The sequence below is a fragment of the Niallia sp. FSL W8-0177 genome, assembly GCF_038006285.1.
Classification (GTDB): domain Bacteria; phylum Bacillota; class Bacilli; order Bacillales; family Cytobacillaceae; genus Niallia; species Niallia circulans_A.
Map to the genome: position 1 here is coordinate 1,241,884 of NZ_JBBOUX010000001.1, position 19,762 is coordinate 1,261,645.

General features: G+C 36.8%; 16 protein-coding genes. All 16 read left to right on the top strand.

Translation table 11 applies throughout. The features are described from left to right. Window positions 1-121: 121 nt before the first annotated feature. The 16 genes from NST77_RS05905 (at window position 122) to NST77_RS05980 (ending at window position 19,516) form a co-directional block, all read left to right on the top strand. Entirely contained in the window at window positions 122-4,444 is a 4,323-nt protein-coding gene (locus tag NST77_RS05905; RefSeq protein WP_123259587.1) for a PolC-type DNA polymerase III, read from the top strand. Between the two features lie 276 nt (window positions 4,445-4,720). After that, the gene (rimP, locus tag NST77_RS05910; protein WP_171510308.1) at window positions 4,721-5,194 is read left to right on the top strand and encodes a ribosome maturation factor RimP; all 474 of its coding nucleotides are present in this window, start codon (window positions 4,721-4,723) and stop codon (window positions 5,192-5,194) included. Between the two features lie 81 nt (window positions 5,195-5,275). Next, window positions 5,276-6,403, top strand: coding sequence for a transcription termination factor NusA (gene nusA / locus NST77_RS05915; protein ID WP_095329218.1), 1,128 nt, complete (start codon window positions 5,276-5,278; stop codon window positions 6,401-6,403). A gap of 15 nt (window positions 6,404-6,418) precedes the next feature. Continuing rightward, complete coding sequence (gene rnpM, locus NST77_RS05920; protein WP_095329219.1) at window positions 6,419-6,703, top strand: RNase P modulator RnpM; 285 nt, start codon at window positions 6,419-6,421, stop codon at window positions 6,701-6,703. Next, window positions 6,700-7,002 carry a YlxQ family RNA-binding protein gene (locus NST77_RS05925; protein ID WP_016201165.1) on the top strand — a complete coding sequence of 101 codons (303 nt, stop codon included), beginning with the start codon at window positions 6,700-6,702 and terminating at the stop codon, window positions 7,000-7,002. Before rnpM ends, NST77_RS05925 begins: the two co-directional genes overlap by 4 nt. 19 nt (window positions 7,003-7,021) lie before the next feature. Then, window positions 7,022-9,190 (top strand): translation initiation factor IF-2, encoded by a 2,169-nt coding sequence (gene infB, locus NST77_RS05930; RefSeq protein WP_341122792.1) that lies wholly within the window; start codon window positions 7,022-7,024, stop codon window positions 9,188-9,190. Continuing rightward, the gene (locus NST77_RS05935) at window positions 9,187-9,468 is read left to right on the top strand and encodes a DUF503 domain-containing protein (RefSeq protein ID WP_341122793.1); all 282 of its coding nucleotides are present in this window, start codon (window positions 9,187-9,189) and stop codon (window positions 9,466-9,468) included. Before infB ends, NST77_RS05935 begins: the two co-directional genes overlap by 4 nt. A 21-nt stretch (window positions 9,469-9,489) precedes the next feature. Next, window positions 9,490-9,858 carry a 30S ribosome-binding factor RbfA gene (gene rbfA / locus NST77_RS05940; RefSeq protein WP_095329222.1) on the top strand — a complete coding sequence of 123 codons (369 nt, stop codon included), beginning with the start codon at window positions 9,490-9,492 and terminating at the stop codon, window positions 9,856-9,858. A 280-nt stretch (window positions 9,859-10,138) separates the two neighbouring features. Beyond that, window positions 10,139-11,056, top strand: coding sequence for a tRNA pseudouridine(55) synthase TruB (truB, locus tag NST77_RS05945; RefSeq protein WP_341122794.1), 918 nt, complete (start codon window positions 10,139-10,141; stop codon window positions 11,054-11,056). An 84-nt stretch (window positions 11,057-11,140) separates the two neighbouring features. Then, complete coding sequence (ribF, locus tag NST77_RS05950) at window positions 11,141-12,088, top strand: bifunctional riboflavin kinase/FAD synthetase (protein ID WP_163185020.1); 948 nt, start codon at window positions 11,141-11,143, stop codon at window positions 12,086-12,088. 337 nt (window positions 12,089-12,425) lie between these two features. After that, window positions 12,426-12,695, top strand: coding sequence for a 30S ribosomal protein S15 (gene rpsO / locus NST77_RS05955; protein ID WP_016201171.1), 270 nt, complete (start codon window positions 12,426-12,428; stop codon window positions 12,693-12,695). A 231-nt stretch (window positions 12,696-12,926) separates the two neighbouring features. Then, window positions 12,927-15,047, top strand: coding sequence for a polyribonucleotide nucleotidyltransferase (pnp, locus tag NST77_RS05960; protein WP_095329224.1), 2,121 nt, complete (start codon window positions 12,927-12,929; stop codon window positions 15,045-15,047). A gap of 182 nt (window positions 15,048-15,229) precedes the next feature. Next, the gene (locus tag NST77_RS05965; RefSeq protein WP_123257470.1) at window positions 15,230-16,186 is read left to right on the top strand and encodes a polysaccharide deacetylase family protein; all 957 of its coding nucleotides are present in this window, start codon (window positions 15,230-15,232) and stop codon (window positions 16,184-16,186) included. 268 nt (window positions 16,187-16,454) lie between these two features. After that, on the top strand, window positions 16,455-17,693 hold the full coding sequence (locus NST77_RS05970; protein WP_123257471.1) for a M16 family metallopeptidase: 1,239 nt from the start codon (window positions 16,455-16,457) through the stop codon (window positions 17,691-17,693). Between the two features lie 327 nt (window positions 17,694-18,020). Then, window positions 18,021-18,896, top strand: a complete 876-nt coding sequence (gene dpaA, locus NST77_RS05975) for a dipicolinic acid synthetase subunit A (protein WP_163185026.1) — start codon at window positions 18,021-18,023, stop codon at window positions 18,894-18,896. Between the two features lie 26 nt (window positions 18,897-18,922). Then, window positions 18,923-19,516: a dipicolinate synthase subunit B gene (locus tag NST77_RS05980; RefSeq protein WP_047940047.1), complete on the top strand. Its 594-nt coding sequence runs from the start codon at window positions 18,923-18,925 to the stop codon at window positions 19,514-19,516. The last annotated feature ends 246 nt before the right edge of the window (window positions 19,517-19,762 follow it).

Consider the following 19,762-nt stretch of genomic DNA (forward strand, 5'->3'; position numbering starts at 1 on the left):
TAAATCTTTTTCTTTTTGTAGATTAGATTGTATGCTAAACTGCATTAAGGAAAAGAACAGTTTATTTCTGTGATATAATATTTTTTATAGAAAATAAGCAAGATTGGAAGGAGCGACATAAATGAGTGATATACAGGGGAAAGTAGATCGTTTCCAGATTTTGCTGCAACAATTGCAATTAACGGAGGATTCATATATTTCCCATTTTCGCAACGCAAGTATAGAAAAAATTGTTGTCGAAAAACGGTCCAAAAAGTGGCATTTTCATTTTTTGTTTGATGATATCATTCCATTTCAAATCTATCAATTATTTACTGCCAAGTTAAAAAGTAGTTTTTCTCATATTGCTACTATTACGTATGATATTCGAGTAAGAAATGGAATCGTTACAGATGTATTAATTCGAGACTATTGGTCTGCATGTATAGAGGAGATGCAAGGAATTTCTCCACCGCTATTAAAACTATTAAATGAACAAGTGCCGCAATTAAATGGAAATAAGCTGACAATTCAAGTTAGAAATGAAATGGAAGGCTTAGCGATTAAGCGTAAATACGCTAATTTAATAACAGACGCCTATCAATATTTTGGTTTCCCTGCAATGAGTTTAGACACAGAAATAGTTGCAGAAAAATCAAATTCAGAGTATGAACAATTCTTGCTTGCGAAGCAAAAAGAGGATGAAGAAAGAGGAAAACAAGCTTTATTAGATATCCAGAAGATGGAAGCTGAAAAAGAAGCTGGTGATTCGCCAATTCCAAGTGGTCCATTAACAATCGGCTTAACGATCAAAGATGATAGCGATTATCGTCGTATGGAAGAGATCGTCGATGAAGAAAGACGTGTTACAGTTCAAGGATATGTCTTCTTTGCAGAAACAAAAGAGCTGCGCAGTGGGCGAACGCTATTAACCTTTAAAATAACAGATTATACAAGCTCTATCCTTGTCAAAATGTTCTCTCGTGATAAAGAAGATGCAGCTCTTTTCCAATTGGTCAAAAAAGGAATGTGGCTTAGAGCACGGGGAAGCATTCAAAATGATACATTCGTTCGCGATTTAGTGATGATAGGAAATGATTTAAATGAAATTAAGCCTGTTGAGCGGAAGGATACCGCTAAAGAGGATGAAAAACGAGTTGAGCTGCATCTTCATACACCAATGAGTCAAATGGATGCTGTTTCATCTGTCGCAACTCTTGTCGGCCAAGCGAAAAAATGGGGACATAAAGCAATTGCTATCACGGATCATGCTGTTGCGCAATCATTCCCGGAAGCTTTTGGTGCTGGAAAGAAAAATGACGTTAAAATTCTTTATGGCGTCGAAATGAATCTGGTAGATGACGGTGTACCAATAGCTTATAATCCAAAGGATATCGAGTTAGAGGATGCGACCTATGTAGTATTCGACGTGGAGACAACTGGACTTTCGGCTGTATATAACACGATTATTGAACTGGCTGCAGTTAAAATTCATAATGGAGAAATTATCGATCGGTTTGAATCTTTTGCCAATCCGCATCATCGTCTTTCTGCGACAACCATTAATTTAACCGGTATTACTGATGATATGGTAGAAAGTGCACCAGAAATTGATATCGTCTTACGCAAGTTTGCAGATTGGACAGGCGATAGTATCTTAGTTGCTCATAATGCCTCCTTTGATGTTGGCTTTTTGAATGTCGGCTATCAGAAGGCAGGGCTGCCTAAATCGACAAATGCGGTCATTGATACATTGGAACTGGGGAGATTTTTATACCCAGAAATGAAAAATCATCGTTTAAATACACTCGCGAAGAAATTCGATATCGAATTAACTCAGCATCACCGCGCCATTTATGATGCTGAAGCTACTGGATATCTCGCTTTAAAAATGTTAAAAGATGCTGCTGAAAAGGGCATCACGAATCATAATCAATTAAATGATAATATGGGACAAGGAAATGCTTACCAAAGGGCACGGCCTTATCACTGTACAGTGCTCGCACAAAATGAGGTAGGTCTTAAAAATCTCTTTAAACTCGTTTCGATTGCACATATTAATTACTTCTATCGTGTTCCTCGTATTCCGAGATCAGTCTTGCAAAAATATCGAGAAGGTTTATTAGTAGGATCAGCTTGTGATAAAGGGGAAGTCTTTGAAGCAATGATGCAAAAGGCTCCAGAAGAAGTAGAAGATATTGCGCCATTTTATGATTATTTAGAAGTAATGCCAAAAGAGGTGTACGCTCATTTAATTGAAATGGAGCTAGTACAAGATGAAAAAGCATTAGAAGAAATAATCGGGAATATCGTAAAACTTGGGGATAAGTTAGATATACCAGTTGTTGCTACAGGGAATGTGCACTATCAAAATCCTAACGATAAAATCTATCGAGAAATTCTAGTTGGTTCACAAGGTGGAGCGAATCCGCTTAATCGCCATAAGCTTCCAGATGTCCATTTTCGTACAACAAATGAAATGCTGGACTGCTTCAGTTTCCTTGGAAAAGAAAAGGCAAAAGAAATAGTCGTAACAAATACTAATAAAATTGCCGATATGATTGATGTTATTAAACCAATCAAAGACGATCTTTATACACCGAAAATTGAAGGATCAGAAGAAGAGATGCGGGAAATGAGCTATGGCATGGCTAGACGTATTTATGGTGATGAGTTACCAGAAATCGTAGAAGCACGCTTAGAAAAGGAACTAAAAAGTATTATTGGTCATGGATTTGCCGTAATTTACTTGATTTCCCATAAGCTCGTGAAAAAGTCGTTAGATGACGGATACTTAGTAGGTTCGCGTGGATCCGTTGGTTCTTCCTTTGTAGCTACCATGACAGAGATAACCGAGGTTAATCCATTGCCGCCACATTATATTTGTGCGGAATGTAAATACTCGGAGTTTTTTAACGATGGTTCGGTTGGATCTGGCTTTGACTTGCCAGATAAAAATTGTCCTAACTGTGGGGCTCGCTTGAAGAAAGATGGTCACGATATTCCATTTGAAACTTTCCTAGGATTTAAAGGAGATAAGGTTCCCGATATTGATTTGAACTTTTCTGGTGAATATCAGCCAAAAGCACATAACTATACAAAAGTGCTCTTCGGTGAGGAGTATGTGTATCGCGCAGGTACAATTGGTACAGTTGCGGATAAAACAGCATATGGCTATGTAAAGGCATATCAAAATGATAATAATTTACAAATTCGCGGTGCAGAAATTGATCGATTAGCATCTGGATGTACTGGGGTTAAACGTACAACCGGTCAGCATCCAGGGGGAATCATTGTAATCCCCGACTATATGGATGTGTACGATTTTACGCCAATTCAATTTCCGGCAGATGATCGGAATTCTGAATGGAAAACAACCCATTTTGATTTCCATTCCATCCATGATAATGTTCTAAAGCTTGATATTCTAGGGCACGATGATCCAACTGTTATTAGAATGCTTCAAGATTTAAGTGGAATTGATCCAAAGACCATTCCAACAGATGATCCTGAAGTAATGAAAATATTCAGTGGTACCGAGTCCCTTGGAGTAACACCAGAACAAATTTATTGCAAAACGGGAACATTTGGTATCCCTGAATTTGGAACAAAATTTGTTCGACAAATGTTAGAAGATACAAAGCCGACAACTTTTTCTGAATTAGTACAGATTTCTGGCTTGTCCCATGGTACAGATGTATGGTTAGGAAATGCACAAGAACTTATTCATAATAATATTTGTAACTTAAGTGAAGTAATCGGATGTCGTGATGATATTATGGTTTATTTGATATATCAAGGTCTTGATCCAAGTTTTGCTTTCAAGATTATGGAAAGCGTGCGTAAAGGAAAAGGCCTGACAGATGAAATGGAAGAGGAAATGAGAAAGAATGAAGTACCAGAATGGTATATTGATTCTTGTAAAAAAATAAAATACATGTTTCCTAAAGCCCATGCTGCTGCATATGTCTTAATGGCAGTAAGAATTGCCTATTTTAAAGTGCATCATGCCCTATTATATTATGCAGCTTATTTTACCGTTCGCGCCGATGATTTTGATATTGATGCAATGGTAAAAGGATCCCATAGTATTAAAGCAGTAATTGATGAAATTACGGCAAAAGGATTAGATGCATCAACGAAAGAGAAAAACTTATTAACGGTAATGGAGCTTGCTTTTGAAATGGTAGAAAGAGGATACACATTTAAGAAAGTGGACTTATATAAATCAAGTGCTACTGAATTTATTATTGAAGGAAACTCTCTTATCCCTCCGTTTAACAGTATTCCTGGACTTGGGACAAATGCTGCCATTAATATTGTAGAAGCAAGAAAAGATGGTGAATTCTTATCGAAAGAGGATTTACAGCAGCGTGGAAAAGTATCAAAAACAATTATGCAATATCTAGAGAATCATGGGTGCTTAGCTGATATGCCAGATCAAAACCAGCTTTCTTTATTCTAAAACTCTTTCTTAATAAGAGAAGAAACCTTGAAACTACGGACTTTCATTTGCATAAATGAAGTGGTTATGGTATAGTTTATTTGGAAATACTAAGGATAACTTTCGCGAATGGAGAGTGGGGCAACCCACTCTTTCCTGTTTGTATTAGGGTTTTTTTTCCTAAAATCAAAGGAAAGGGTATCGCTGATTTGATGGATGAGCAACAAAGAGTACATATTTCAGGCTGCTAAGTTGACTCTAAAAACATAATAAGGTTCCTTGCTTAAGGAGGGAAAAATTTTGAGCAAAGTAACAGAAATAGTCGAAGAAATGGTACATCCTATTTTAGATGAACTACACTTAGAATTAGTAGATGTCGAATATGTAAAAGAGGGACCAAACTGGTTTTTACGGGTATATATTGACAAAGATACAGGTGTAGATATTGATGAATGTGCAGTCGTTAGTGAAAAACTTAGTGAGAAGTTAGATGAAGTCGATCCGATTTCAGAAAACTATTTTCTTGAGGTTTCTTCACCTGGAGCAGAGCGACCATTAAAAAAAGACAAAGACTTTGAAAAAGCGATTGGAAAAAATGTCTATATTAAAACATATGAACCGATTGAAAAGGAAAAAACATTCGAAGGAGTCTTAACAGCTTTTGATGGTAAAACAGTAACAGTTGAAGTGAAAATTAAAACAAGAAAGAAAACGATTGAGATTCCATACGAAAAAGTGGCAAAAGCAAGACTTGCAGTTAGTTTTTCATAATGTATAAAGAATCGAAAAAATGTCTTTTGTAATCGATCATTATAATTTTTCATAAAAGAGAATAAAGGGGGATAAACGCTCATGAGCAGTGAATTAGTTGATGCTCTAGTGTTACTTGAAAAAGAAAAAGGAATATCACGTGAAGTGATCATGGATGCCATGGAAGCAGCTTTGATCTCCGCTTACCGTCGTAATTTTAACCAAGCACAAAATGTACGAATTGATTTGAATTTAGGTGCTGGATCTATGCGTGTATTTGCTAGAAAAGAAGTAGTAGATGAGGTGTTTGACCCACGTCTTGAAATTTCTTTAGAAGATGCACAAAGAATTAATCCAAACTATGAAGTGGAAGATGTAGTGGAGTTGGAAGTAACGCCAAAAGACTTTGGTAGAATTGCTGCCCAAACTGCTAAACAAGTAGTAACACAAAGAGTTCGCGAAGCAGAAAGAGGAATTATTTATTCTGAATTTATTGATCGCGAAGAAGATATCATGACAGGAATTGTTCAACGCCAAGACAGTAAATTTATTTACGTCAGCTTAGGCAAAATTGAAGCGATTTTACCAACAAATGAACAAATGCCTAATGAGCATTATAAACCGCATGATCGTATTAAAGTTTTCCTGACAAAAGTGGAAAAGACAACAAAAGGTCCCCAAATCTTTGTGTCTAGAACACATCCTGGGCTACTTAAAAGATTATTTGAGATGGAAGTACCTGAAATTTATGATGGTACAGTTGAAATAAAATCAGTTGCTCGTGAAGCGGGAGATCGCTCTAAGATTTCTGTTCATTCTGAGAACGAAGAGGTAGATCCGGTAGGTTCATGTGTAGGCCCAAAAGGAACTCGTGTACAGACGATTGTTAATGAGTTAAAAGGGGAAAAGATTGATATTGTTAAGTGGTCAAGTGATCCTACTGTTTTCGTTGCAAATGCTCTTAGTCCTTCAAAGGTATTAGAAGTTATTGTAAACGAAGAAGATAAAGCAACAACGGTTATTGTTCCCGATTATCAATTGTCGCTGGCTATCGGAAAGCGAGGCCAAAATGCACGTCTGGCTGCAAAGCTAACAGGCTGGAAAATTGATATCAAATCCGAGTCAGAAGCAAGAGAAGCTGGAATTTATCCTACTGAAAATTCATTGATTAAGTTTGATGATGAAGTAGAAGAGGATGATTTCCGCTTAAACACAGAAGATTTCGAGTGATAGAGGTGAATGTGTGTGAACAAACCAAGAAAAGTACCAATGCGTAAATGTGTTGCTACCGGTGAAATGAAGCCGAAGAAAGAACTAGTTCGCATCGTTCGTTCCAAAGAAGGGATTGTATCCGTCGATTTAACGGGAAAAAAATCTGGTCGAGGAGCATATCTCTCATTGGATAAAGAAGCAGTACTATTAGCCAAGAAGAAGAATATTCTTTCTAGCCAGCTTGAAGTTACTGTAGATGATACAGTTTATGACGAGCTGTTAGAACTAATAGATAAGGAGCAAAGACAATCCAAATGAACGATAACAAGTGGATGTCATTACTTGGCTTAGCAAATCGAGCACGGAAAATAACCTCAGGTGAGGAATTGACCGTTAAAGAAATTAGAAGCGGTAATGCAAAGCTAATATTATTGTCGGAAGATGCGTCACAAAACACGACAAAGAAAATCACTGATAAATGTCGTTCCTATAAAGTACCAGTGAAGCTTGTTTCAAATAGGGAAATCCTAGGTAAAGCAATAGGGAAAGAACAACGAGTGGTTGTCGCTGTTTTGGATAATGGATTTGCAAAAAAACTTTTAACGCTGCTCGATTAATTCTAGCGGGGGTGAAATGATGAGTAAAGTGCGAGTATACGAATACGCAAAAAAATATAACATTTCAAGCAAGGATGTTATTGCAAAATTAAAAGAGATGAATATAGAAGTCTCAAACCATATGACTACATTGGAAGAGGATACAGTCAAAAAATTAGATAGTATATATAATAAAAAGAATGAAGAAAATAAGCCAAAAGCGCCAGCTGCGAAAGTGGCTGCTAAAAATATCGCCGACGAGTATGAAAAAGAAAGCGATGAAATGGCTGAAAAGGGGAAAGTAAATCAATCTGTGAAAAATACTAAAGATAATAAGCCAGGTTTTAACAAACCAAAAAATAATAATAATAACAATAAGAATAGAAATAACAATCGTAAAGGGAAGCAAAATACTGCTCCAGCTGCACCGCCAGCTCCGAAAAAAGAAAAAGAATTACCAGAGAAAATTACATTCAGTGAATCGTTAACCGTTGCTGAATTAGCAAAAAAATTGCACCGAGAACCATCTGAAATCATCAAAAAATTATTCCTTCTTGGTGTGATGGCAACCATCAACCAAGAATTAGATAAAGATGCAATTGAATTAATCTGTACAGATTATGGTGTAGAGGTCGAAGAGGAAATCCAAATTGATACGACAGATCTAGAAGTATACTTTGCAGATGAAGAAGGCGTAGAATTAGTAGAACGTCCATCTGTTGTTACCATAATGGGACACGTTGACCACGGGAAAACAACATTGCTTGACAGCATACGTAATACGAAAGTAACAGCAGGAGAAGCTGGTGGTATTACTCAGCATATTGGTGCATACCAAATTGAGGAGAATGGCAAGAAAATTACTTTCCTTGATACACCTGGACATGCGGCCTTTACTACAATGCGTGCACGTGGTGCGAAAATCACTGATATCACAATTCTTGTTGTTGCTGCTGATGATGGTGTTATGCCACAAACAATTGAAGCAATTAACCATGCAAAAGCAGCTGAGGTTCCAATTATCGTTGCTGTTAATAAAATGGATAAACCAACCGCTAATCCAGATCGCGTAATGCAAGAATTAACAGAACATGGATTAGTACCAGAAGCTTGGGGTGGGGATACTATCTTTGTTCCACTTTCCGCTTTAACTGGTGAAGGTATTGACTCTCTGCTTGAAATGATTCTTTTAGTAGGAGAAGTAGAAGAGTATAAAGCAAATCCAGACCGTAATGCAGTTGGTACTGTTATTGAAGCACAATTAGATAAAGGAAAAGGTTCGGTAGCAACATTGCTTGTACAAAATGGTACATTGCATATAGGGGATCCGATTGTTGTTGGGAACACATTTGGTCGTGTGCGTGCAATGGTTAATGATCTTGGCCGCCGAGTTAAAACAGCAGGACCATCAACGCCAGTGGAAATCACTGGGTTAAACGATGTTCCTCAAGCTGGTGATCGCTTTGTTGTTTTCAAAGACGAGAAAACTGCAAGACAAATTGGAGAAGCTCGTTCCACACAAGCGATTCAAGCGCAAAGATCTGAAAAAACAAGAATCAGCTTAGACAACCTGTTTGAACATATGAAACAAGGGGAAATGAAAGATATTAATATCGTTCTTAAAGCCGATGTTCAAGGTTCAGCAGAAGCGTTAGCAGCTGCTCTTTATAAAATCGAAGTAGAAGGCGTAAACGTAAAAATCATCCATACAGGTGTAGGGGCGATTAATGAATCAGATATTACCCTTGCTGCAGCATCAAATGCGATTGTAATTGGATTTAATGTACGTCCTTACGTAAACGCGAAAAGAGCGGCAGATGCTGAAGAAGTAGATGTACGCTTACACCGTATTATCTATAAAGTTATCGAAGAAATTGAAGCAGCGATGAAAGGGATGCTTGATCCTGAGTTCCAAGAAAAGATTATTGGTCAAGCGGAAATTCGTCAAACTTTCAAGGTTTCTAAAATCGGTACCATTGCAGGCTCTTATGTAACGGATGGGAAAATTACAAGAGACAGCGGTATTCGTTTAATCCGTGATGGTGTTGTTATTTTCGAAGGGGAAATTGATGCATTAAAACGTTTCAAGGACGATGCAAAAGAAGTAGCTCAAGGTTACGAATGTGGTATTACCATCAAAAACTTTAACGATGTTAAAGAAGGCGATATTATCGAAGCATATGTAATGGAAGAAATTGAGCGTAAATGATTGTTGGATTAATGTCAGTGGAATGCATTATTTATGATGCCCACTCATTAAAAGAAAAGCGGGCGGTTCTGCAAAGAATTATGACCCGCTTAAAGCAAAAATTTAATATCTCTATTTCAGAAGTCGGGTATCAAGATACTTGGCAAAGAACAAAAATTGCTGTTGTTACCGTTGCTTCTGCGCGAGTTTCGGCTGAAGTTGTGCTGCAACAGACACAACAGTTTATTGATTCTTTTCCTGAAATAGAGAGAACCATAACAGATATAGAATGGCTTTAAAAAAATGAGGTGAATTGCGCGATGAGTCTAAGACCAAATCGTGTTGGTGAACAAATGAAGAAGGAACTAGGCGAGATTATTAGCCGTAAGATAAAAGATCCTCGCATTGGTTTCGTAACGGTTACAGACGTTAATGTTACTGGTGACCTTCAACAAGCAACTGTGTATATTTCTGTACTTGGCGACCAAGAACAACGGGAAAATACACTAAAAGGACTAGCAAAAGCGAAAGGATTTATCCGTTCTGAAATCGGACAAAGAATTCGTTTACGCAAAACTCCTGAAATTACGTTTGAATTTGATGAGTCGATAGATTACGGAAATAGAATTGATACATTATTGCATCAAATCGCAAAAGAAAATCCGTCCAGTGATGACGAAAGAAAATGATGTAACATAAACTTGCTCCTATCGGACTTTTTCCATGATACTTATGGATGGACGATAGGAGTTTTTTTATAAGCGGTGGAAATGAAGCCCATTGAATTCCACTCTAGGAACTTGCTTTCTGCTGGACGGAGGAGCCTCCTCGGCATATCCTTGTGGTTTTCCCTCAAATCCGGCAGGAGTCAAATTTCCTCCGCCGCATTAACAAGACTTTTAAATTATATTACAATTGAGGACTCAAGATTAAGAGTTTTTTTCATAAAATGAATAAAGGATGAGGTATATGGAAGGGATTTTACCATTATGGAAGCCCAAGGGGCTTACTTCCCATGATTGTGTTTTTCGTTTGCGGAAGATTTTACATATGAAACGAATCGGTCATACTGGAACATTGGATCCGGATGTAACTGGTGTATTACCAATTTGTTTAGGAAGAGCAACAAAAGTAGCTGAATATATAACAGACGCAGGAAAAGAATATGTAGGAGAAGTAACGATAGGGTACTCTACGACAACGGAGGATCGTTCTGGCGAAAAGGTCGAGGAGAAAAAAGTAGCGGAAATCATTACGCGAGATAGAATAGAAGCGATTTTACGAGAACTAACAGGGGAAATTACACAAACACCACCAATGTATTCAGCTGTTAAAGTAAATGGGAAAAGGCTTTATGAATATGCTAGACAAGGGATTGAGATTGACCGTCCTTCTAGGCAAGTAAACATTTACTCCTTAGATTTAATCGACGAATGGCAAGTGTTACAGGGAGACACTGTATCCTTCCGTTTTAGAGTGAGCTGTAGTAAAGGCACCTATATTCGCACACTTGCTGTTATGATCGGCGAAAAATTAGGGTATCCTGCCCATATGTCAGACTTGTGCCGAACTCGTTCTGCCGCCTTTACGAAACAAGAGTGTGTAACATTTGAAGAACTAGAGAAATATGTAGAAAATGGGAAGCTGGAAAACTATATTTATCCACTGGAAGACGTGCTTTTACATTTGCCGAAATATGAAATAAATGATACATTAGCAATGAAGGTACGAAACGGAACGGTATTAGAAACTCCTGCTTATCTACTAGATGAACAGGAACCAATTGTCATTCAAACAACAACAGGTGAAGCGTTAGCTATATATGTTCAGCATCCAACAAAACAAGGATTAATCAAACCGTCCAAAATATTAAAAATCTTGGAGTAACCATTGATGCTCTCGTTCACCTTGAAAGAAAGTTTAACGACAAATGAGAAAAAAAGAAATTTGTTAGAAAAGGTGAGTAGCACAGTGAAGATAGTTAGAATAAACCATTCAGAACGAAATAAAGAGCATGATAATCCGCCAATTTCCATTGCGTTAGGTTCCTTTGACGGAGTTCATCTTGGCCATCAAAAGGTAATTGGCGAAGCGAAAAGAGTGGCAGATGAAAATGGATGGAGCAGCGCGGTGATGACATTTGACCCCCATCCTTCAATCGTATTAGGTGGAAAAACAAAAAAAGTAGATTACTTAACATCTTTTGAAGCAAAAGTAGAACAATTAGCAAACTTAGGGATCGATTATTTATTTATTGTCGATTTTACGATTGAATTTGCTAGCTTGCCTCCTCAAGAATTCGTTGATTTGTATTTAATTGATTTAAATGTGAAACATGTAGTAGCCGGTTTTGATTATACTTATGGAAAGAAAGCTCAGGGCACAGCCGAGACTCTTTCTAAGCATTCACGTGGTAAATATGAAACAACGATTATTGGCAAAGAGACTTTTGGGGGCGAGAAAGTAAGTTCTACTTTAATTCGCTCTCTTATAAATAATGGTGAAATGGAAAAGGTGCCTGCTCTTTTAGGTAGACACTATTCAGTAAATGGGACGGTTATCCATGGCGACAAACGCGGAAGAACGATTGGTTTTCCTACAGCAAATGTGAAATCAACTAGCGATGTCATTTTACCTCCGCTAGGTGTATATGCAGTTCGATTCTTTGTCAATGAAAAATGGTATGAAGGAGTCTGTAACCTCGGTACAAAACCGACCTTTCAGCCCGATGAGAAAAAGATTAGTATCGAAGTCCATATTTTTGACTTTCATCAAGATATTTATGGCCATTCCGTAATCATTGAATGGCATAAACGAATTAGAAGCGAACAAAAATTCAATGGCATCGACGAACTAGTAGCCCAAATTGAAAAAGACAAGCAAACTGCCTTACAATACTTTTATGAAAAGGCACAATAAGAAAAAGAAAAGCAACCTGAATATTTCTAACTAGATTGGGATATACTGAAAAATATATCCCAACTAAATAATGGAAAGAAACTAGTGTTTTCTAGTGTGATTTTTAGCAGGACTGACTAGAAATACCCTAAGACTTACAATAGTAGTCAATTTTTTTTGGATTTTATTTTTATGTTCTTTGTTTATAAAAAAATAAAAGGTTATGTCTTGATTTTTCCAAAGAAAACAGTTATTCTTAAAGACGTACTAAAAACAACCTTTGCTTGGCAAAATCGAATCACCAACGTTTTGCTCGGTAATTGGGGATTAGTGTAATAGAATTAGGAGGTGAAACAGGATGGCAATCACTCAAGAACGTAAAAACGAACTTATCAATGAGTACAAAACGCATGAGAACGATACTGGATCTCCAGAAGTTCAAATCGCTGTCCTTACTGAGTCAATCAATAATTTGAATGAACATTTACGTACACATAAAAAGGATCATCACTCACGTCGTGGTCTTTTGAAAATGGTAGGTAGACGTCGTAATCTTTTAACTTACCTACGTAATAAAGACGTTCAACGTTACCGTGTTTTAATTAACAAACTTGGTCTACGTAGATAGTTAAAAAAAGCGGGATATTTTTCCCGCTTTTTTATTGTAAATAAATGCGAATCTAACATATGATTAGTATAGATTACATAAATTAATTTCGTTTTTTAGTTACATAAAATGTGTATACTAGTAGAAGAGAAATTTAAGGATAGTATTCTTTATTTTATAAAATAACGCAGGTTTTAGGTAGTTCTTAACCGGAAACTTCCATGAAGTGAATGAGTAGAGAGGGGTTTATGAATGGGACAAGATAAGCATGTCTATTCCATTGACTGGGCTGGAAGAAAGCTTACAGTTGAAATTGGACAATTAGCAAAACAGGCAAATGGTGCAGTACTTGTACGATACGGGGATACAGCTGTATTAAGCACAGCAACTGCTTCAAAAGAACCAAAGAACTTAGACTTCTTTCCATTAACAGTAAATTATGAAGAGCGTCTATATGCGGTTGGGAAAATTCCTGGCGGTTTCATCAAAAGAGAAGGACGCCCAAGTGAAAGAGCAATACTTGCAAGCCGCTTAATTGATCGACCAATTCGCCCATTATTTGCAGATGGCTTCCGTAATGAAGTACAAGTTGTCAGCTTAGTAATGAGCGTGGATCAAGATTGTACGTCAGAAATGGCCGCTATGTTTGGATCTTCATTAGCATTATCTGTTTCTGATATTCCATTTGGAGGACCAATTGCTGGTGTTTATGTTGGAAGAATCGATGGAAAATTTGTCATCAATCCAACGGTTGAACAAGCAGAAAAAAGTGATATTAACCTTGCTGTTGCAGGTACAAAAGATGCAATCAACATGGTTGAAGCTGGTGCCGATGAAGTACCAGAAGAAGTAATGCTTGAAGCAATTATGTTTGGACATGATGAGATTAAACGCCTAATTGCATTCCAAGAAAAAATTGCAGCAGAGATTGGCAAAGAAAAAATGGAAGTTGTACTATACGAATTGAATAAAGACATCGAAGCAGATGTGCGTGCATTATGTGAAAGCGAAATGCTAGATGCTATTCGTGTACAAGAGAAGCATGCTCGCGAAGCAGCTATTAAAGAAGTAAAAGATTCTGTCATTGCAAAATATGAAGCAGAAGAAGCAGAAGAAGAAGATTTAAAACAAGTGAAAGCTATTTTAGATAAATTAGTGAAAAATGAAGTTCGTCGTCTCATCACTGAAGATAAAGTTCGTCCAGATGGACGTGGCTTAGAAGAAATTCGCCCACTGTCTTCTGAAGTGCATTTATTACCGAGAACACACGGGTCAGGACTATTTACTCGTGGACAAACTCAAGCATTAAGTATTTGTACATTAGGTGCTTTAGGAGATGTGCAAATATTGGATGGCCTTGGGGTAGAAGAAGAAAAACGATTTATGCATCACTATAATTTCCCTAATTTCAGTGTTGGTGAAACAGGACCAATGCGTGGACCTGGACGAAGAGAAATCGGTCATGGTGCGCTAGGGGAAAGAGCATTAGAACCAATTATTCCTTCTGAAAAAGACTTCCCATATACAATTCGCCTTGTATCAGAAGTATTAGAATCCAATGGTTCCACTTCACAGGCTAGTATTTGTGCAAGTACCCTTGCTATGATGGATGCTGGTGTGCCAATTAAAGCACCAGTTGCTGGTATTGCAATGGGGCTGATTAAATCTGGTGAACATTATAGTATTTTAACAGATATTCAAGGGATGGAAGATCATCTAGGAGATATGGACTTTAAAGTAGCTGGTACTTCTAAAGGGGTAACGGCACTTCAAATGGATATAAAAATTGATGGATTATCACGTGAAATTTTAGAAGAAGCATTACAGCAAGCTAAGATTGGCCGTATGCAAATTCTTGAATCCATGTTGGCAACAATCAATACACCTAGAGAATCACTATCTTCTTATGCGCCAAAAATTTTAATGATGTCTATCAACCCAGACAAAATTCGCGATGTTATTGGACCAAGTGGTAAACAAATCAATAAAATTATTGAAGAAACTGGCGTTAAAATTGATATCGAGCAAGATGGTACTGTATTTATTTCTTCTGTTGATGATGAAATGAATAACAAAGCAAAACAAATTATCGAAGATATCGTTCGTGAAGTTGTTGTTGGACAAATGTATCTTGGTAAAGTAAAACGAATCGAGAAATTCGGTGCGTTCGTTGAAATTTTCAACGGAAAAGATGGACTTGTTCATATTTCAGAGCTTGCTGAAGAAAGAATTGGCAAGGTAGAAGATGTAGTAGCAATCGGTGATGAAATCCTTGTGAAAGTAACAGAAATTGATAAACAAGGAAGAGTAAATTTATCTCGTAAAGCTGTTTTGAAAGAACAAAAAGAACAAGCTGAGAATGCAAAAAACTAATAAAATTGAAATCAAGGGTACCCGCTAAAAAACTACTTATGTTTTTTAGCGGGTATTTTTTTGTGGAATGAAAAGGAACGTTTTGAACAAAATAATAGGAGAAAAGGATAAGTTAAGTCCGTCATTAAGCGTTCTACCTTGTCCTTTCCTATCATATGGTAGTAACTGGGGGGGAAAAGGTGATGAAGAAAACAGTTTCACTTATAGGAATACTAGCCATCTCTTGGTTTTTAGTTAATAATCCTTGGGCTGATACATATGTAAGTACTTTACAAGAAAACGCTGTCTCAGTGACAGCAACTAACTCTTTATATACGACGATAAGCGAGAAAGCGAAAGACTATGAAAAGAAGCCGATTGATGCCAAGCTTGATCCTGTATGGAAAGCTATTCCTGGATTAAATGGGGTGACAGTGGATATTGATGCTTCTTACAAGAATATGAAAAAAGAAAAGAAATTCAATGAACAAAGATTGGTTTTTAAGCAAGTGAAACCAAAAATTACACTAAATGATTTGCCACCTGCTCCTATTTATAAAGGGAATCCAGAAAAAGAAATGGTAAGCTTTATTATAAACGTAGCATGGGGAAATGAATTTTTACCTGACATACTATCAACCTTAAAAAAGCATCATGTCAAGGCGAGTTTTTTCTTGGAAGGCAGATGGGTTCAGAAAAACCCAGATCTTGCTAAAATGATTGCAGAAGCAGGGCATGAACTCGGAAATCATTCCTATACCCATCCAGATATGAGTAAAATTAGCAGTAGTAAAATTCATGAGGAAATCGTAAAAACAAATGATGTCATCGAAGCGACAACTGGTAAGCAAGTCACATTATTAGCGCCACCAAGTGGGTATTTTAATAATGAAGTAGTGAAAATTGCCGCTCAACAAAAGCTTAAAACAGTAATATGGTCTGTGGATACGATTGATTGGCAAAAACCAAGTCCTGATACATTGCTTAAAAGAGTTACAGGGAAGATCCATAATGGGGCTCTAATCCTTATGCATCCAACAGAAGTTACTACAAATAGCCTTGAACATTTAATTATCGAAATCAAAAATAAAGGATATAAAATCGATTCAGTTAGTGACATGCTTAGTGAAGAACGAGAAAGCATAAAAACAAAAAAATAGTAGTTCGATTCATCTTATAGTATTCTATAAAGAGAAAACGTTTTATTATAGTCTTGCTTCTTATAGAAGAAAAACAACATCTATAAGAAAGGACATGGCAAATGAAGCCAGTCTTCCTTTTAAAAGGGAACTAATCGCTATTCATTTTTAAAATGGATATATGTTATCATTATATTAAAACAATATTTTGGAAAAAATAAGAGGAATAAGATATACTAGCAGTCGCAGCTACTTTTTGCAACTTGGTAGAAGAACAGGAGGAACATAATTGATCAAAAGATATACTTGCCAAAATGGAGTAAGAATTGTATTGGAAAACATTCCAACAGTACGTTCCGTTGCTATTGGCGTATGGATTGGTACAGGATCTCGTAAAGAAGATGAAAAGAACAATGGGGTATCTCACTTTTTAGAGCATATGTTTTTTAAAGGAACAAAAACACGTAGTGCGAGAGAAATTGCAGAATCATTTGATAGTATTGGCGGCCAGGTAAATGCCTTTACTTCAAAAGAATATACCTGTTATTACGCAAAGGTTTTAGATACACATGCTGATATGGCGTTAGAAGTGTTAGCAGATATGTATTTTAACTCGACATTTGATGAGGAAGAATTAAAGAAAGAGAAAAATGTTGTCTGTGAAGAGATTAAAATGTATGATGATACACCTGATGATATTGTTCATGATTTATTGAGTCAGGCAATTTATGATAAACATCCACTTGGCTATCCGATTTTAGGAACTGAAGAGACACTGGCTACGTTTAATGGAGATACGCTAAGAGAGTATATGTTTAATCATTATACACCAGAGAATACGGTTATTTCGATCGCAGGAAACATTACCGAAGCATTTATTTCAGAAGTAGAAAAATATTTTGGGTCATTTGAAGCCGGTAAATCCGAAATAGAACTAGTAAAGCCTTCTTTCCATGCCAATAATTTTTCACGCAAAAAGGAAACAGAGCAAGCACATCTATGCTTAGGTTTTAATGGGTTACAGGTGGGACATGATAAAATGTATACACTTGTATCTTTAAATAATATTCTTGGTGGCAGTATGAGTAGTCGATTATTCCAAGATGTACGCGAAGAAAAGGGTTTAGCTTATTCGGTATTCTCTTATCACTCCGCATACCAAGACAGTGGAATAGTGACAATCTATGGTGGTACAGGAGCTAAGCAGTTAGATGAATTATTTGATACTATTCAAAATACGCTTGCCCTCTTGAAAAAAGAAGGAATTACCGAAAAGGAACTTCTAAATAGTAAAGAGCAGCTAAAAGGCAGCTTGATGCTAAGCTTAGAGAGCACAAATAGCCGTATGAGCAGAAATGGAAAAAATGAACTGTTATTAGGTAAACATCGCTCCTTAGATGATATCATTGCCGATATTGATCGTGTCACCAAAGAAGAAGTTGATCAAATGGCAAATGATATATTCACTGACACATTCTCGGTCTCTCTAATCAGCCCAGACGGACAATTACCAAAAGCACTTCAATAAAAAGCTACATATATAATAAAGAGCTAGGAAACAGAATTCCCTTCTGAATCCTAGTTTTTTTTGTTTGAGCACTTCTAAAAACATTTTCTTGCTTTCCCCTTTATAAAGGAGTTGCCATAACTCACTTCTGAAAAATCCCTGTCCACGAAGAGGAGACTTCAACCAAAACTTGTTCCGAGCATCGTTATTTATATTCTAGATAAGGAAAGAAACCATCTTTTTAAGGAAATGCAGTAAACAACTCACCTAATAATAGGTAATCACATAAGATGTTGAAGTAGCGAGCTATGAAAAACAGGATCTTTAAAAAAAGAAGGTGAAATATTCATGCTGAAAAGGATGAAAATCGCGATTATCGGCGGTGATGCAAGGCAGCTTGAAATTGTTCGTAAATTAACAGAACAACAAGCAATCCTTTCATTAATTGGCTTCGAGCAATTGGACCATGCATTCACTGGAGCTACAAAAGAAAAAATCGATAACGTAGATTTTTCGAAAATAGATGCTATTATCTTACCCGTTCGAGGAACAGACCTAAATGGGCAAGTTGATACAATCTTTTCGAATGAGAAGGTTTTTTTAACGAAAAAAATAGTAGAAAAAACCCCTGAGCATTGCATCATATATTCAGGAATAACGAATGATTATTTAAATTTGCTTATTAAAGAAACCAACCGATCATTAGTTCAATTATTTAACCGAGATGATGTAGCAATTTTAAATTCTATTCCAACTGTCGAAGGTACAATAATGATGGCAATTCAACATACAGACACAACGATTCATGGATCGAATGTTATTGTGCTTGGGCTAGGTCGTGTAGGCATGAGTGTTGCACGTACTTTTCATGCCCTAGGAGCGAAAGTAAAGGTCGCAGCAAGTCAAAGTGAACATATTGCTCGCATTATCGAAATGGGATTAATCCCAGTACATTTAGATGATTTACAGATTGCAGTCGATGATATTGATATTTGTATAAATACAATTCCCCATCTTGTCGTAACTTCTGATGTCATTGAAAAAATGCCATTGCACACATTGGTAATTGATTTGGCATCTAAACCAGGCGGAACAGATTTTCAATACGCAGAAAAAAGAGGAGTTAAGGCATTGCTTGCGCCGAGTTTACCGGGGATTGTAGCTCCGAAAACAGCGGGAAATATATTGGCAGATGTCTTAGCACAATTACTGGATGAACAATAGCAGGCAATGAGAGGAGAATATGAATCATGAGTTTACAAGGAAAAAGAATAGGGTTTGGCATTTCAGGTTCTCACTGTACGTATGAGGAAGTGGTGCCACAAGTAGAAAAGTTAGTGGCACAGGGAGCGGAAGTTGTACCAGTTGTAACAGGAAATGTAAAAAATACGGATACTCGTTTTGGGAAGGGGAAAGATTGGGTTAGTAAAATAGAAGAAATAACAGGACAGAAAATAATCGATAGTATTGTAGCTGCAGAGCCGCTTGGACCGAAAGCACCTCTTGATTGTATGGTAATTGCCCCATTAACAGGAAATAGTATGAGTAAATTCGCAAATGCAATGACTGATAATGCAGTTTTGATGGCAGCAAAAGCGACATTAAGAAACCAAAAGCCTGTTGTATTGGGAATCTCTACTAATGATGCTTTAGGATTAAATGGGATTAATTTGATGCGTTTAATGGCAACAAAGAATATTTTCTTTATTCCATTCGGTCAAGATGATCCTGAGAAAAAGCCGAATTCTATGGTTGCAAGAATGTCTATGCTTGCAGAAACAATTGAAGCAGCATTAGAATATAAACAGATTCAACCAGTAATAGTGGAAAAATATCTAGATTAACAGGAAAGCACATGATTATTTAATAAGGCATATAAATCACGTTCATTGAAAAAGAATGGTAGACTGATAAGAAAACGCACCGTAAAAAGGCGCTTGTCGACTTCCACAAGGAACTTTATAGCGCCAATCGGTGTTTTTTGAAAGAATCTGATAAAAGTTTCTTTTATTGCTGCTTGAATATGTTAAAATAGATAATATTATTTAAGGCGGAGCGTAACGCTTACCTATTATTAAGAGAAAGCCTTT